The following is a 13,570-nucleotide window of genomic DNA, read 5'->3' on the forward strand; positions in this document are numbered from 1 at the left end:
GACGATCCGGGCATCGATTACCGTTGGGCTGTGAGCATTCTCCAGACAGTGCTGATCTACGTCGGCATCCCGCTTGCGATCTATTTGGTGATCGCCGGATTGTCGTTCCTCGGTAAGCCGCTGCCCGGCAAGAAGCCGGACCACTTCGCGCTGGGCGCCAAGTGGACCCAGCCTCCCGTGCTGTGGAGCGCGACGGACGAGGTGACCGGTTCCGGTCATCACGACAATGCTGAGTCATCGCATGGCAACCATGCTGCTATCGAATCCGCCGCGGCGGACCTGATCGGAGGCCGGGCAAGTGGCAAGTTCTAATTGGCCCGCTGTGAACGAGGCCGAGCTACCGCACGGCTACGCCGTCACCGTCAGCGGGCGCGTCTCCGGCGTGCACGAGGCCGGTGATGTGTTCAGCGAGGTGCCGTTCACCGATCACGAGCGCCTGCTCATGGATAACGCGCTCACCGATGCCACCCGTGCCACCAAGGTGCGGTTCAACATCTTCATCGGTGATCTCGGCGCGGATTCCGGCGCCGGCGCGGACGCGGTCTTCCCCGGTACCCCCGAGGCGGCTCGCTCGGTGCTGATCGCCGTCGACCCGAACGCCCGCGCCGTCGAGGTCCGCTCCGGCCGCGATGTCGCCGAGCGCGCCAACGATCGCGTCTGCCAGCTCGGTTCCACCGCCGCCCAGAGTTCCTTCCGCCAGGGCGATCTCATCGACGGCCTGGTCTCCGCGGTGCGCGTCATGGCCGCCGCCATCGGCCGCGTCTGACATTCGCACCGGCGTCGCGAATACGCGCGACGCCGGACCCTTTCGCACCCCTTCCGTCTCCGCGCCCCGGCATGTCCGGTGCCCGTAGAGGGAAGGGGTGCGCTGCTTCGTTCTGCTCAGAGCAGAACGAAGCGCGCCGCCGCGCGTCGCGGACTTACGCTCGGACCATGTCCGAGCTGCCGCGTCTCCATTCCATCCCCGGCGGACTTGCCGAGCGGTCCGAAACCGAACGCCCGCAAGCCGGAGGCGAGGCGCGCGGTGAACTGACCCGCCCGGCGCTGCAACCGGTCGCCGGTGACCCCGGGAAACGTCCCGAATCCCGCCGCCCGAACGAGCAGCCTCGCACCCTGCGCGCGGTCCGCGAACCGCTCTGGCGCGAAGTGCTCGGCGCGGAACTGCGGGCCATGCGTCAGGCGAACGGCGAGAAACTCGTCGAAACGGCTGGGCGCGCGGGCATCTCACCGCAGTACCTCTCCGAGGTGGAGCGCGGCCGCAAGGAACCCTCCAGCGAAATGATCGCCGCCCTGGCCGGTGCCCTCGGCACCGATCTGATCGGCCTCACCGAACAGGTAGCCAACGCCCTGCGCCGCCAGCGCCTGGCCGCCATCCCCGCCACCCCGCGCCCCGCGCCGGTCCAGCGTCCGACCGCCCAGGCATACAACGCCTTGCTCCTGGCCGCCTGACCCGCCGTCGGCAACCTCGACTTCGGTAGGAGGCAGGGGTATTCGACAGGGAGCGGTCAAAGCGCTTTCGCAACGCGGCGGCCGGTTCATTCGATCGGCCATCGCCGTTTCTGCCCTCGCTCGCTACTCCGGCCTTCGTGCTTGGATCGTCGGTGACGTCGTGGCAGTCTGCTTCGCCGCCCTCGGGTGCGCGGTATACCCCGTGCTCCGCTGGTGGTGCGCGGAGCGCGGGGCTGCGCCGCTTCCTCGTCGCGCCCGATGGGCGGTGAAATCAGGCTCGGGGGTCCAGGATTCGGTCTACGAGGCCGTAGGCGAGGGCGGCTTCGGGGGTGAAGACGCGGTCGCGGTCGGTATCGCGGCGGAGGGTTTCCAGGGGTTGGCCGGTGTGCAGGGAGAGGATGTCCTCGACCTGGCCGCGCAGGCGCACCACTTCGTCGGCCTGGATGATCAGGTCGGGGATGGTGCCGCGGCCGCTGATGGCAGGCTGGTGCAGGACAACGCGGGCGTGCGGGAGCATGGTGCGCATCCCCTTCGCGCCGCCCGACAGCAGTACCGCGCCGACCGCGATCGCCTGTCCCACACAGGTTGTCGCCACGGGAGCCGAGATGTGCTGCATGGTGTCGTAGACCGCGAGCATGGCGGTCAGGTCGCCGCCCTCGCAGTTGACGTACAGGTTGATCTCCTGGCCCGGGCTGTCGGCCTCGAGATGCAGGAGTTGGGCGATCAGCGCGTTGGCGACGCCGGAATCTATTGGGGTGCCCAGGTATACGATGCGCTCGGCCAGCAGATGCGAGTAGACGTCCATGATGCGCTCGCCGCGCGGATGCTGGGCGATCACATTGGGGATGGTGTAGCTGCTCATGCCGAGATTCCCATCTTCTGCTTCTGCGGGATGATCTGCCAGAAGGATTCGACGATCTCGTCGATGAACCCGTATTCCTTGGCCTGGGTCGCGGTGAACCACCGATCGTGCAGCGAGTCCTCGTAGATCTGGTCGAACGGCTGACCGGTGTCCTGTGCGATCAGCCCGAGCACGGTCTGCACGGTGTAGCGCAGATCATCGGCCTGCACCTCCACCTCGACCGCGCTGCCGCCGATACCGGCCGACCCCTGATGCATGAGGATCCGCGCGTGCGGCAGTGCGAACCGCTTCCCCGGAGTCCCCGAGGAGAGCAGGAATTGCCCTGCACTGCAAGCCAATCCGAGCGCAAGCGTGGAAACATCGCACGGCACCAACCGCATCACATCCCGTATGGCGAGCATCGCGGGCACCGACCCGCCCGGCGAATGAATCCACAGCGAGATCCCCGTCTCGGGATCCTCTGCCGCCAGCTGCAACAACTGCGTCATCAACAGCGACCCGTTGTCATCGTCGAGCCCACCGTCCAGCACCAGAATCCGCTTGGCGAAGAGCTGTTCCCGTGTGCGCCAGTTGAACATCGGCGTCTTCTCATCCTGTGCCATGACTCCACCGTGCCGCACCGGCACCGCGATTTCCGCCGGTGCTGCCCACAGCGGATCCGCTCACAGCAGCCCGCGTCGAACCGCCTTCTGGCGTCGGCTGGTGTTGGTCACCGAGCCCGGCCCGTCACGTCCTGGCGACTACGCTTGCGCTTCGGCGCTATGTCCGTCAGCGGCAGCGCCAGTGCCCTACGACGTGTGTCGCAGTATCCTGTTCGCTTGCAGCCGTAGGGTTTTGGGAGAACCAGACATCCATTGATCCGCTCTGCCGGTCCGCGTCGACGGTGATGGTTCCCGGTGGATCGGTGCGCTGTCCGGGCAGATATCGCATGACTCGGCCCATGGATTCCATGCCGCCGGGGATGTACAGCCGGGCGTTGGTCGCTGCGAGTTGCCGTGACCCCGGCGGCGGCCCTTGCGCATCGGTGGGAATCACGATCTCGAGCACCACCTTCCGAGTCCCCACACTCCCCACGATGCTGACCCAACTATTGCTCGCACCGGCGCATTGCGTCGCCATCAGGGGCGGAAGCGAAATCTCCGAACGGTGCACGTTCACGCCGAGATTCAGCTCTCCGCTGACCTCCCCGGTGAAAGTCAGTGCCTCCCGAACGTCCGCGAGCGGCCGCTGCGGATTGAACCATCGATCCTGCACCAGCAGGCCGACCCACACGACCAAAACGGCGCAGGCGAAGGCCGCCAACCCCCACTGTGCTCTTCGCACCGAGCCCGCTGATCCCACGCCGCGATTCTGCAACCGAACCGTCTGTGCCGCAACCATATCCGCACCGCGATACCGAAGAACATGGAGATACGTCAGTGACCGACCATCCGATACCCGGCACTCCGCTGCCGAACCCGCTGCCCGGGATGCCGGCAATGGCGGTTCCCGATGACGCATCCGGCGGCGAAACCGGGGTGGACCAGCAACCGGCCTTCAACAGCGTGCCGCAGACCCAGGATTGGCGCGACCGCATCAATGACGGCGCCGCCGTGGCACTCGGATACTTCGATTCGATGAAGGAACCGCTCGCCGCGTCACTGCTCAGGCGATACCTCGGTAAGGATGAGGGCGGAACGCTCGGTACGGACTATGTCTTCAGCGATCGTCAAATGGACCGGATTATCCACGCGCCCTCGGTGCAGAACACCATCAACCACGGTCAGTGGATAGAACTGGTCGACGGAAAGTGGCATAGCAGCGATACGCCCGGAGCGCCCGGGACCGTCTACCAGCGTGGTCTGAATGATGAAGTCGCCGATGCGATCACGCGTGCACGCACCGATCATTCGCTGTACGGACAGCAGCAGAATGTCGTGGTGCCGTGGATGAACACGACCGTGGAGCAGGACGATCAGAACAGGAACGATCTTTCGGGCACCGGACACGATATTCACGATTCGCTGGGCAAGTTCCACACGGGCGCCACCGGCAGAATCGTGGTCACCCCGGTGGATCCGGCGAATCCGGATGGCCCGGTGAAATACACCATGGACTACGGTATCCACGTCTGGGATTTCGAGAAATTCAATCAGACTCCCACCGACGATGCCGGATACGGTTCGAAAGAAAAGATCGTAATCAACAACAATATCGGCAGGGCGCATGAACTGGGGCTGGGCAGGCAGTTCCAGGATTATGGCACTTCGGGGCTGCGTTCCAGGTCCGCGGTCGTCGGCGCCGACGGGCGGCCGATCGGGAATGTGGACGACGGCTACAAATCACTGCAGGCGTGGCAGGAAGGCGGTCCGCTGACTATCCAGCCGTGGCGCCAAAAGCCTTGGTTATCAGACTATTTGAAGGTCTGGTTCGCGCAGGGCGGTGATGTCCGAGGCCCGGGGTCATCGATCGGTGACAAGATTCCCGCCTTCCTGTCCGACGGTGAATTCGTCGTCAATGCCGCGTCCGCGAGCGCGAACCGGCCATTGCTGAAGGCAATCAACGATGATCCGACCTATATGGCGAAATATGCGCACCAGATGGAGACGATGGTGGCCACCGCCCTGACCAAGGTCCGTGCCCCGTCGAGATCACCGGGCGGAACAGCGGATCAGTCCATGCGAGTGCATGTTTCGGCATACGACGTCCACGAAGCATTTGCAAAGGCCAAGCTGTGGGAGCAACGTCATCACATGGGTGAGTAACGCCCGCAGCCCCTTTCGCGCGGGGGCGAAAGAGGCTGCGGTACTTCTGGTTTCGGGTTAGGCGCGGTCGAAGGCGCGGGCGCGGAGGGAGCGCTCGATGCCTGCTTTGCCTTCCACCACGAGGCGGCGGAGGGCGGGTGGGAGGTCGCCGGAGAGGAACTTGTCGGCTACCGCTACGGCCTCGTCGGAGATGGCCCAGTGGGGGTAGAGGCCGACCACTACGGTTTGGGCTACTTCGCTGGAGCGGCGGTCCCAGACCGATGGGATTTCGGCGAAGTAGCGTTCGACGTAGGGGGTCAGGAGGTGGGCTTGGCCTACCGGGGCGAAGCCGGCGACGATGGCTCGGGCGGTGATGTTCGGGACCGAGTCGTCGTCCATGACCGTGGCCCAGGCTTGTGCCTTGACCGGGATCTGGGGGCGGGCGGTGGCTGCCGCGGCGGCTTGGCGGCGGCCCGCGGCGGTGTCGTCGCGGGCGAGTTCGCCGTCGATGACCGGGGTTTCGGTGCCGTCGTTGTCGATGTCACCGGCGGCGGCGAGGGCCTGGATGAGTCGCCAGCGCAGGTCGGTGTCGACCACCAGGCCGGGCAGGCCGGCGGCCGCATCGCCTTCGAGGACCTGACGCAGCGCCTCGACGTGGCGGACCGACAGGTGCGCGCCGGTGAGGGCGTTCACGAAGGCCAGCTGGTAATCCGAACCCGGCTCGGCGGCCCGCGCCAGCGCCAGCAGGCGGTCGGCGAACTCCGGCCAGCCGGTGTCGGTGGCCCAGTTCGGATCGGCGTAGGAGGAGATCGCGGTGTGCGCCTGCATGAGCAGGCGTTGCACCACACCGATTTCGGTCTCCGAGCCGACGCCGCGCTGCACCAGCGCCACGAAGTCGCGGGCCCGCATCTCGGCCTGCCGGGTCATTTCCCAGGCGGCCGACCAGGCCAGCGTGCGCGGCAGCGGTTCGGCGATATCGGCGATGCGATCGACAACGGTCTCGAGCGAGCCGGAGTCCAGCCGCACCGAGCAGTAGGTGAGGTCGTCGTCATTGACCAGCACCAGCTTGCCCTGCGCGACACCGATCAGCTCGGGCACCTCGGTGCGCTCGGCCGGATCGATATCGAGCTCGACGCGCTTGGTGCGCACCAGCTTTCCGTCCTGATCGTCGTAGACGCCGATGGCCAGGCGATGCGTACGCCGCTCACCCGCGCCCGGCTCCGCGCCGTCCTGGATAACGGTGAACGAGCTGTACCTACCGTCCGCGTCGACGGTGAACTCGGGCCGCAGGATATTCAGGCCGGTGGTCTTGAGCCACTGCGCGCCCCAATCCGACAGATCGCGTCCGGACGCCTTCTCCAGCGCGCCCACCAGATCGTCGAAAGTGGCGTTGCCGTAGGCGTGTTCGGTGAAGTAGTCGCGCAGACCCGCCAGGAACGGCTCCTGCCCGACGTACGCCACCAGCTGCTTGAGCACCGAAGCGCCCTTGGCGTAGGTGATTCCGTCGAAGTTCACCTCGACCGCGTGCAGATCCGGGATATCCGCGGCGATGGGGTGCGTGGACGGCAGCTGATCCTGCCGGTACGCCCAGGACTTCTCCACATTCGCGAAAGTGGTCCAGGCATTGGTGTATTCGGTGGCGTTCACCTGGCACAGCACCGAGGCGAAGGTGGCGAACGATTCGTTCAACCACAGGTCGTCCCACCACTTCATGGTGACCAGATCGCCGAACCACATGTGCGCCATCTCGTGCAGCACCGTCTCGCAGCGGCGCTCGTACGAGGCGCGAGTCACCTTGGAGCGGAACACATAATCTTCCAGGAAGGTGACCGCGCCCGCGTTCTCCATTGCGCCCGCGTTGAATTCGGGCACGAACAGCTGGTCGTACTTGCCGAAGGCATAGGGCACACCGAAATTGGTGTGATAGAAGCCGAAACCCTGCTTGGTTTCGGTGAAAAGCCGTTCATGGTCCATGAATTCGGCGAGCGAGGCACGGCAGTAGATGCCCAGCGGGATATCGCCGTGCTCGTCGACATAGGTGTCGGTCCACTTGGCGTACGGTCCGGCGATGAGCGCCACCAGATAGGTGCTCATGCGCGGGGTGGTGTCGAAAGTGTGCTCGACGACCGCACCGATGCTCTTGGTCGAGGTGGTTGCACCGTTGGAGATGACCTCCCAGTCCGCGGGCGCGGTGACGATGACATCGTAGGTGGCCTTGAGGTCCGGCTGGTCGAAGCACGCGAACATGCGCTTGGCATCGGCGGTTTCGAACTGCGAGTACAGGTACACCTTGTTATCGGTGGGGTCGACGAAGCGGTGCAGGCCCTCGCCGGTGTGCGAGTACTCGGCATCGGCCTCGACGACCAGTTCATTGCGCGCGGCCAGCCCCGTCAGGGTCAGGCCCTTGGATTCGTCGTAATCGCTCACATCGACCGCGACGCCGTTCAGCACGGCCGAGCGCACGCCCGCGCCGACGAAGTCGATGAAGGTGCTCGCGCCCGGCGTCGCCGTGAATGTCACCGTGGATCGCGAGAAGAACAGGTCACTGGTCGCCGCTTCGGCGCTGGTGGGCTGCCCGGTCAGGTCCAGTTCGACGCGGTAGTTATCCACCTGGACCGTCGCGGCGCGCTCGATCGCCTGCTCGCGGGTGAGATTCGGTGCGGACAAGGGTGCTCCTTCGCTCTCGCAAGTGCTGCGGGCGGCGCTGCCCGCCGTAAAGCCAACGGTGCCCACAATGCCATGTCGGCGCAGCGCATGGCAGGCGCATGCCTCGTCCCGGCGGGTGCGAGCGGGCAGCAGCCCCTCGGTAGGCTGTGCGGCGGCAGCGATCCAGTCTGAGGAGGACAAAGTTGAAGCACATTCACGCCGGTAAGGTGCGCGACCTGTACGAGGACGGCGATTCGCTGATCCTGGTCGCATCCGACCGGGTGTCGGTGTACGACGTGGTGCTGCCCACCCCGATTCCGGACAAGGGCGCGATGCTTACCCAGCTGTCGAACTGGTGGTTCGGGTTCTTCGACAGCATTCCCAATCACATCGTCTCCACCTCCGATGTGCCCGCGGAGTTCGCCGGGCGCGGGGTGCGGGTCAAGCCGCTGAAGATGCTGAAGGTCGAATGCGTCGCGCGCGGGTATCTGACCGGCGGCGGGCTGGCCGAATACAAGCGCAGCGGCACCGTATCCGGTATCGCGCTGCCGCCCGGACTGGTGGATGGTGACAAGCTGCCCGAACCGCTCTTCACCCCGTCGTCGAAGGCCGATGAGGGGCACGATGAGCCCATCTCGTTCGCCGATGTGATCAACCAGGAGGGCGAGGAGGTCGCGAACAAGCTCCGCGACCTGACCCTGGAGATCTATTCGCGCGGTGCGGCGCACGCCGCCGAGCGCGGTGTGATCATCGCCGACACCAAGGTCGAATTCGGCTGGGACGGAGAGGTTCTCACCCTCGGCGACGAAGTGCTCACCTCCGATTCCTCCCGCTTCTGGCCCGCCGATGAGTACGCACCCGGCCGTCCGCAGGCGTCGTTCGACAAGCAGTACGTGCGCGACTGGTCCACCGGCACCGGCTGGAACAAGGAGTACCCCGGCCCCGAGCTCCCCGCCGAGGTCGTCGAGGTCACCCGCCAGAAGTACATGCAGGCTTACGAACTCATCACCGGGACACCCTGGGTGAGCAGCGCCGAGTAGGTCAGGCCGGGACGCGGTCGGCTGCCAGGAAGTCCGAAACGTGTTCCGCGGCTTTGCGTTCGAAGTCGGCGAAGTGGGCGTCGCGGGCCGCGCCCTGGACCGCGTCGCCGATTTCGAGTTTGCCCTCGGCGTCCAGGCGCTGGGGGCGTTCCTCGGCGTCGGGCAGCACGACGGTGCGGGAGTCCGAGACACCACAGTAGTAGGCGATCGCGCCGCTGAGCTGGGTGTCTAGCATGGTCTGGATGGCCGGGATGATCAAGTCGTCGGCGGTCGCGCCCGCCAGGCCGAGCCACAGCATGCGCTTGCCCGCGAGTTTCGGCTTACTGCGGCCGTAGGCGAAGCCGTAGTTCCAGACGCGGTCGACCCAGCCTTTGAGCAGGGCGGGCGCATAACCCCAGTAGATGGGAAAGACGGGGATTATCAAGTCGGCGGCCAGGATTCGGCGCATATGGTCTTCGACCTCGGGGGAGTAGGTCTTGTCGCGATCGTTCCAGTCGGGCTGATCCGCGGTGTTCATGCGCGGGTCGAAGCCCTCGGCGGTCAGGTCGAGCAGGTCGACCGCGTATCCGGCCTCCTCGAGCTGGGTCGCGGTGCGACGGGCGATATGCGCGGTCAGCGAATCGGCGCGATGATGTGAGACGACGATGAGGGCGGTACGACTATCGTTGTGCGACAAGGGAATTCCTCCTGATCGAGCGGTGGTCGTGCGGTGCTGTATCCAGTACACCGGTTGCGGCGTGGACGATCCATGGGTGATCCACTCCGATCGATAGGAATTCGTCTACGCTCGAATCGTGGACCCCTTGAGTCAGCTGTTGAGCGGAATTCGCGCCGAAGGGTCGGTCGTCACGCATGCGGTGCTCACCGCGCCCTGGACCATTCGCTTCACCGACGGCGCGCCCATGACCATGATCACCGTGCTGCGCGGCGGCGGCACCCTGGTGCTGGCGGACGGCACCCGGCAGTGCCTCGCCGCCGATGACACGGTCATCGTGCGGGGTCCCGAACCGTTCCACTTCACCGATCGCCCCGAATCACTCGGCGTGCCGCATACCGAGTACGAGATCGCCTGCTTCACCGAAGTCGACTGCACCGCAGCGGATTTGAGCGGAATCAACTGGGGTGAGGATGCCGGGGAGGCGACCGCCCTGCTGGTCGGCGCGTACCGCGCCTCCTCGCGCCGCCACGAACGCCTGGTGCGCGCCCTGCCGCCCGCACTGGTCATCCACGAGGACGCCGAGATCTGCCCGTGGATGGAAGCGGCCGCCACCGAGGCGGTCAGTCACAGCGCGGGTTCGCAGGCGATGATGGACCGCCTGCTGGACTGGGGCCTGGTGTGCACCCTGCGCAGCTGGTTCGAACAGGCCGGTGCCGATGCGCCCGGCTGGTACCGCGGCGTCGAGGATCCCCTGGTCGCCCCCGCTCTGGAAGCCATCCACGCCCGTCCCGGCCTGCCCTGGACGGTGGCCACGCTGGCCGCCCAGGCGGGCGTCTCGCGCGCCCTGTTCGCCAAACGTTTCACCGCGATCATGGGCACCCCACCCCTGGCCTACCTCACCGAACTCCGTATGGAGGAGGCCGAAGAACTGCTCACCGCAACCGATCTCACCGTCGCCCAGATAGCCAGATCCCTCGGCTACGCCGACGCTTTCGGCTTCAGCGCCGCCTTCAAACGCCACCGCGGCCTGAGCCCCACCGGCTTCCGCGCAGCGGCCTGACCGGCGCGATCAGTGCTGCTCGCGTAGCAGTGCCGCTCTGAGTGTCAGGTAGTTGCGTTCGGGGGTGCTGGTGGTGCGACCGGCGGCGGCCGTGTACGCGGTGATCGCCGCCGTGTAATCGCCTGCCATTTCATGGAAGTGGCCGCGTACGGCGTCGAGCCGGTGCGAACCCTGCAGTGGCGCTTCGAGAGTCGCGGCGAGGTCCAGCCCGGCCTGCGGACCGTCGACCATGGCCAATGCCACCGCGCGATTCAGTGTGACCATGGGGTTAGGTGCGATGCGTTCGAGTCTGTTGTACAGCGCCAGGATTCGATCCCATTCGGTGTCCTCGGCCCGTCGCGCCTGGGCGTGCAGCGCGGCGATGGCGGCCTGGATCTGGTACGGCCCGGTCAGCCCGCCCGCCAGTGTGGCGGTGATGAGCCGGACGCCTTCGGTGATGGTCGCGCGCTCCCACCGCCCGCGATCCTGTTCGGCCAGCGGAATCAGCTCACCGTGCGCCCCGGACCTGGCGGCCCGTCGCGAATCGGTCAGCAGCAGTAGCGCCAAGAGTCCGGTGACCTCGGAATCATCCGGTAGTAACCGATGCAGCGCGCGGGCGAGCCGAATCGCTTCCGCGGAAAGGTCATTGCGCCGCAGCTCGGTCCCGGTACTGGTGTGCCCCTCGGTGAAGATCAGATAGAGCACCTGCAACACCGTGCCCACCCGTGCCCGCCATTGCTGTGGGTAGCCGGATTCCCCTGTCTCCGAGCTGCTTTCGCCGGACTCGAAGGGCCGATCCACCGCTGCCAGCCGCTTCTTGGCGCGCGAGATGCGCTGTGCCATGGTCGATTCCGGCAGCAGGAAGGCGCGGGCGATCTCTTCGGTGGAGAGTCCGCCGACGGCGCGCAGCGTCAAAGCGATGGCGCTGGCCGGGGACAGCACGGGATGGCAGCACAGGAAGAACAGTGTCAGCGTGTCATCCCGCTCATCCATGGCGTCGGAGAGTTCGGCCGCGGCGGGCACTTCGCGCAGCATGGTCGCGGTTTCGCGATTGCGCCGCGCCACCTCGGCGCGCACGGTGTCGACGAGCCTGCGGGCCGCGACCTGGATCAGCCAGCCCCGCGGATTGTCCGGCGTGCCCTCGTCGGGCCACTGGGTGGCGGCCGCGAGCATGGCCTCCTGCAAGGCGTCCTCGGCGGTGTCGAAATCCCCGTAGCGCCGGGTCAGCACCCCGAGGACCTGCGGGGCGAGTGTGCGCAGCAGGTCCTCGACCTCATAGGTGGTGGAGCCCATCGAACCGGGTCACAGATCGCTGGTGGGTGCGCTCATCACCGCGCGCACCTCGATGTATTCGCCGATCGGCTTTCCGCCCGGGCCGGGTCCGGCCGAGGCCCGGGCCGCGATCTCCAGTGCTCGTTCCCGGCTGTCGACGTCGATGAGGTAGTACCCGGCGAGGAATTCCTTGGTCTCCGGGAACGGCCCGTCGGTGATCACGGCGGCGGACCGTCCGTCCGAGCTGACCAGCACCGCGTCATCGGGTCCGGCCAGCCCCTGCGCGTCCACCAGCTCGCCGGACTTGGCGAGTTCCTCGCCCAGCGCACGCTGAAAATCGATGTGCGCCTTGATTTCCTCCGGCGTCCATTCGTTGATCGGCGTATCGCAGTGCGCATTGGCCCCGTAGGTCTTGAGCAACATGTACTTCATGGTCGACTCCTATGTTCGGTGCGCCGGGCGGGCGCGTTCACGGACAGGTCGGAGCCCGGGCCGCGAATTCGACACGGTTGTTCGAACGCGATGGGTGACGGTCGTCACAGCGAAATCGAGGTGTCGGCCAGCCGGTCCGGATCGACCGCCTCACCGCCCAGGATCAATTCCTTGATCCGGTCGCCCGCATCCCAGATATTCACGTTCATCCCGGCGAGCACCCGATTCCCGGAGTCCAGCCAGAAGGCGATGAATTCGCGTTTGCCGAGATCGCCGCGTACCACCACGCGCGCGGTCTGCTTGGCGGACGCGTAGCCGGTGTACTCCATGCCGAGGTCGTATTGATCGGTGAAGAAGTACGGCAGCCGGTCGTAGACGGCGTCCTTGCCGAGCATGGTCGCCGCCGCCACCGCGGGCTGATTGAGTGCGTTGGCCCAGTGCTCCACTCGAATTCGGCGTTCCAGCACCGGATGCTGTTGATCGGCGATATCCCCGACGGCGACGATATCGGGATCGCTGGTGGCCAGGCTCTCATCCACCAGTACGCCCTCACCGGTGGCCAGTCCGGCATCGACGGCGAGTTCGATATTGGGTCGCGCGCCCACCGCGATCAGCACCGCGTCGGCGGGGATGACGGTGTCATCGGCGAGCCGGACCCCGCTCGCGCGCCCGTCGGCGACGGTGATCTCGGCGACCTTGGTCGCGACGCGCAGATCGACGCCGTGCTCGCGATGCAGATCCGCGAAAACCTGTCCCATCTCCGGCCCGAGCGCGGTCTGCAATGGCACGTCCAGCGATTCCAGAACCGTCACCTCCAGCCCGGCATTGCGGGCGGCGGCGGTGACTTCCAGGCCGATCCAGCCCGCCCCGATCACCACGAGTCGGCCGGCGCTGCCGAACATTTCGAGGATCGCCTCGGAGTCCTCGGCGGTGCGCAGCGTGTACACCCCGGCCGCATCGGCTCCCGGTATCGGCAGCTTGCGCGGCCGAGATCCGGTGGCCAGCGCCAATTTGTCGTAGGTGATCGTCGTATGATCCGGCAGCGTAATGGTTTTCGTGGCCCGATCCACCCCGGTCACGGTGGTGCCGAGCAGCACCTCGACGTGATGATCGCGATACCACTGCGACTGCTCCACGATCGTGTCCGCGGGCGTCTTCTTACCCAGCAGGCAGTCCTTGGACAGCGGCGGCCGCTCGTACGGTAATCGCTCCTCCGCGCAGACGAGGGTGATCGTCCCGTCGAAATCATTGGCGCGCAAGGCCGCCGCGAGCTTGGCCGCTGCCAGCCCACCACCTGCGATGACAAACCTGGATGCCGTGGTCATGTGTGACCTTCCTGCGCCGCCCATCCGCGGCTGCCGACGACGAAGGCTGATATTCCGACCCTAACCCGCAGAACGCGCCCCTCGGCGGAAATATCGGTAAGAAGGTGCATTGTTGCCCATAGGG

General features: G+C 66.3%; 14 protein-coding genes. 6 read left to right on the forward strand and 8 right to left on the reverse strand.

The genetic code is table 11. From position 1 onward, the window contains the following. Window positions 1-30 precede the first annotated feature (30 nt). The 3 genes from AB0L82_RS01650 to AB0L82_RS01660 all read left to right on the forward strand — a co-directional run bounded on the left by AB0L82_RS01650 (window position 31) and on the right by AB0L82_RS01660 (window position 1,449). Window positions 31-312: a hypothetical protein gene (locus AB0L82_RS01650; RefSeq protein ID WP_364629408.1), complete on the forward strand. Its 282-nt coding sequence runs from the start codon at window positions 31-33 to the stop codon at window positions 310-312. 10 nt (window positions 313-322) lie between these two features. After that, on the forward strand, window positions 323-766 hold the full coding sequence (locus tag AB0L82_RS01655) for a DUF5130 domain-containing protein (protein ID WP_364629411.1): 444 nt from the start codon (window positions 323-325) through the stop codon (window positions 764-766). Between the two features lie 347 nt (window positions 767-1,113). Then, on the forward strand, window positions 1,114-1,449 hold the full coding sequence (locus AB0L82_RS01660; RefSeq protein WP_364632717.1) for a helix-turn-helix transcriptional regulator: 336 nt from the start codon (window positions 1,114-1,116) through the stop codon (window positions 1,447-1,449). Window positions 1,450-1,720: 271 nt separating this feature from the next. Here the strand turns inward: AB0L82_RS01660 and AB0L82_RS01665 are convergent, their stop codons facing one another. The 3 genes from AB0L82_RS01665 to AB0L82_RS01675 all read right to left on the reverse strand — a co-directional run bounded on the left by AB0L82_RS01665 (window position 1,721) and on the right by AB0L82_RS01675 (window position 3,634). Then, a complete protein-coding gene (locus tag AB0L82_RS01665; RefSeq protein WP_364629414.1) occupies window positions 1,721-2,311 on the reverse strand; it encodes an ATP-dependent Clp protease proteolytic subunit in 591 nt (196 codons plus the stop codon). Then, window positions 2,308-2,913 carry an ATP-dependent Clp protease proteolytic subunit gene (locus tag AB0L82_RS01670; protein WP_364629417.1) on the reverse strand — a complete coding sequence of 202 codons (606 nt, stop codon included), beginning with the start codon at window positions 2,911-2,913 and terminating at the stop codon, window positions 2,308-2,310. Before AB0L82_RS01670 ends, AB0L82_RS01665 begins: the two co-directional genes overlap by 4 nt. A 166-nt stretch (window positions 2,914-3,079) precedes the next feature. Next, complete coding sequence (locus AB0L82_RS01675) at window positions 3,080-3,634, reverse strand: hypothetical protein (RefSeq protein WP_364629420.1); 555 nt, start codon at window positions 3,632-3,634, stop codon at window positions 3,080-3,082. A gap of 95 nt (window positions 3,635-3,729) precedes the next feature. Here AB0L82_RS01675 and AB0L82_RS01680 point away from each other — a divergent pair, with 95 nt between their 5' ends. Further along, a complete protein-coding gene (locus AB0L82_RS01680; protein WP_364629423.1) occupies window positions 3,730-5,055 on the forward strand; it encodes a hypothetical protein in 1,326 nt (441 codons plus the stop codon). A 57-nt stretch (window positions 5,056-5,112) separates the two neighbouring features. On the opposite strand, the gene pepN is transcribed toward AB0L82_RS01680, so the two are convergent. Beyond that, a complete protein-coding gene (gene pepN / locus AB0L82_RS01685; protein WP_364629426.1) occupies window positions 5,113-7,701 on the reverse strand; it encodes an aminopeptidase N in 2,589 nt (862 codons plus the stop codon). A gap of 182 nt (window positions 7,702-7,883) precedes the next feature. On the opposite strand from pepN, the gene AB0L82_RS01690 reads away from it, so the two are divergent. Next, entirely contained in the window at window positions 7,884-8,720 is an 837-nt protein-coding gene (locus AB0L82_RS01690; protein ID WP_364629429.1) for a phosphoribosylaminoimidazolesuccinocarboxamide synthase, read from the forward strand. Window position 8,721: 1 nt separating this feature from the next. Here the strand turns inward: AB0L82_RS01690 and AB0L82_RS01695 are convergent, their stop codons facing one another. After that, window positions 8,722-9,396 carry an NAD(P)H oxidoreductase gene (locus AB0L82_RS01695; protein WP_364629431.1) on the reverse strand — a complete coding sequence of 225 codons (675 nt, stop codon included), beginning with the start codon at window positions 9,394-9,396 and terminating at the stop codon, window positions 8,722-8,724. Between the two features lie 118 nt (window positions 9,397-9,514). On the opposite strand from AB0L82_RS01695, the gene AB0L82_RS01700 reads away from it, so the two are divergent. Further along, a complete protein-coding gene (locus AB0L82_RS01700; protein WP_364629433.1) occupies window positions 9,515-10,438 on the forward strand; it encodes an AraC family transcriptional regulator in 924 nt (307 codons plus the stop codon). Between the two features lie 9 nt (window positions 10,439-10,447). Here AB0L82_RS01700 and AB0L82_RS01705 read toward each other — a convergent pair whose 3' ends face one another. The 3 genes from AB0L82_RS01705 to AB0L82_RS01715 form a co-directional block, all read right to left on the reverse strand. Then, window positions 10,448-11,710 (reverse strand): sigma-70 family RNA polymerase sigma factor, encoded by a 1,263-nt coding sequence (locus AB0L82_RS01705; protein WP_364629436.1) that lies wholly within the window; start codon window positions 11,708-11,710, stop codon window positions 10,448-10,450. Window positions 11,711-11,719: 9 nt separating this feature from the next. Further along, the gene (locus AB0L82_RS01710) at window positions 11,720-12,121 is read right to left on the reverse strand and encodes a YciI family protein (RefSeq protein WP_364629438.1); all 402 of its coding nucleotides are present in this window, start codon (window positions 12,119-12,121) and stop codon (window positions 11,720-11,722) included. Between the two features lie 104 nt (window positions 12,122-12,225). Then, window positions 12,226-13,446 carry an FAD-dependent oxidoreductase gene (locus AB0L82_RS01715; protein WP_364629441.1) on the reverse strand — a complete coding sequence of 407 codons (1,221 nt, stop codon included), beginning with the start codon at window positions 13,444-13,446 and terminating at the stop codon, window positions 12,226-12,228. Window positions 13,447-13,570 lie beyond the last annotated feature (124 nt).

This window comes from Nocardia sp. NPDC052001, from assembly GCF_040680615.1.
Lineage (GTDB): Bacteria > Actinomycetota > Actinomycetes > Mycobacteriales > Mycobacteriaceae > Nocardia.

What these genes read in the sequence shown, in the direction of transcription:
- AB0L82_RS01665 (WP_364629414.1), bottom strand. Translation starts at nt 2,311, where the DNA reads ATGAGCAGCTACACCATCCCCAATGTGATCGCCCAGCATCCGCGCGGC.
- AB0L82_RS01670 (WP_364629417.1), bottom strand. Translation starts at nt 2,913, where the DNA reads ATGGCACAGGATGAGAAGACGCCGATGTTCAACTGGCGCACACGGGAA.
- AB0L82_RS01705 (WP_364629436.1), bottom strand. Translation starts at nt 11,710, where the DNA reads ATGGGCTCCACCACCTATGAGGTCGAGGACCTGCTGCGCACACTCGCC.
- AB0L82_RS01710 (WP_364629438.1), bottom strand. Translation starts at nt 12,121, where the DNA reads ATGAAGTACATGTTGCTCAAGACCTACGGGGCCAATGCGCACTGCGAT.
- AB0L82_RS01715 (WP_364629441.1), bottom strand. Translation starts at nt 13,446, where the DNA reads ATGACCACGGCATCCAGGTTTGTCATCGCAGGTGGTGGGCTGGCAGCG.